This window comes from Falsiroseomonas oryziterrae (genome assembly GCF_021864505.1).
Taxonomy (GTDB): Bacteria; Pseudomonadota; Alphaproteobacteria; order Acetobacterales; family Acetobacteraceae; genus Falsiroseomonas; species Falsiroseomonas oryziterrae.
In genome coordinates this window covers 1-809 of record NZ_JAKJIB010000657.1, presented here as the reverse complement: position 1 = coordinate 809, position 809 = coordinate 1, and the positions used below count along the sequence as shown (strand labels likewise).

The window sequence follows — 809 nt, the reverse complement described above, 5'->3', positions numbered from 1 at the left end:
CGCCGCCTGGGGCCCCGGCGTCGGCGGCGCCCGCACGGGCCCCGCTCCAAGGCCCTGCGCGAAGGCCGGCCCGGCCGACACGGCGGCGAGCAGCAGCGGAAGGGCGAGGCGGAGGGCGTGTCGCATGGCCGGCAACCTAGGTGAAACCGCGGGCCGGAAAAAGGCAGGGGCTCAGCCGCATCCCTGGCCGCGGAAGGTGAAGCTCTCCACCCGCCCGCCGCGTAGCGCGAAGGTGATGTCGCAGCCAACCATCGCGTAGCTCGGCGGCGGCGGCGCATAGCCCCAGCGCGGGCCCCAGGGGCCGAAATAGGGGCGGTAGAGGCCGGGCTCGGCCACCGCGACGACCCGCCGCTGCTCGTATTGCAGGAAGCGCCGGCCATCCGCCTCATGGATGCGGACCGGCACGCCAAGCTCGGCGACGAGGTCTCCCTCGCTCCGATTCACGAAGGTGGACAGGCGTTCGGAGAGGGTCGGCCCCTGGGCGCAGGCGGCGACCAGCAGGGCAAGGGTCAGCGCGAGCGGGCGCATGGCGTCGAGATGGGCGCCACGCCGCGGCGTGTCATATCATTTTCCCTCGCGCCGCCAGGCGCCGATGGCGAGCCCGAGGACCAGCGGCAGCGCCAGCCAGGGCGGGAGCAGCGGCAGGGCGGTGATGCCGGTCACGGTGTGGTCCTGGTTGCGGCGCAGGCCGATCCAGCCCGCGCCATGCGTGTCGCGCCCCGCCGCGACGCGGCGGATCTCCGGCACCGCGGGCTGCGCCTCCGCGCCGAGCCAGCGCACGGCGCCGCCGGTCGCCTCCGCCAGCGGCC

General features: G+C 75.6%; 1 protein-coding gene and 1 pseudogene. Both read right to left on the bottom strand.

Features of this window, described 5'->3' with window-relative positions:
• Positions 1 to 171 precede the first annotated feature (171 nt).
• A complete protein-coding gene (locus tag L2I40_RS23915) occupies positions 172 to 528 on the bottom strand; it encodes a hypothetical protein (protein WP_237217836.1) in 357 nt (118 codons plus the stop codon).
• A 36-nt stretch (positions 529 to 564) separates the two neighbouring features.
• A pseudogene (locus tag L2I40_RS23910) lies at positions 565 to 809 on the bottom strand (hypothetical protein); the annotation flags it as partial.

Excerpts from the sequence above, each read along its gene's own strand:
- L2I40_RS23915 (WP_237217836.1), bottom strand. The coding sequence starts at position 528 with ATGCGCCCGCTCGCGCTGACCCTTGCCCTGCTGGTCGCCGCCTGCGCC.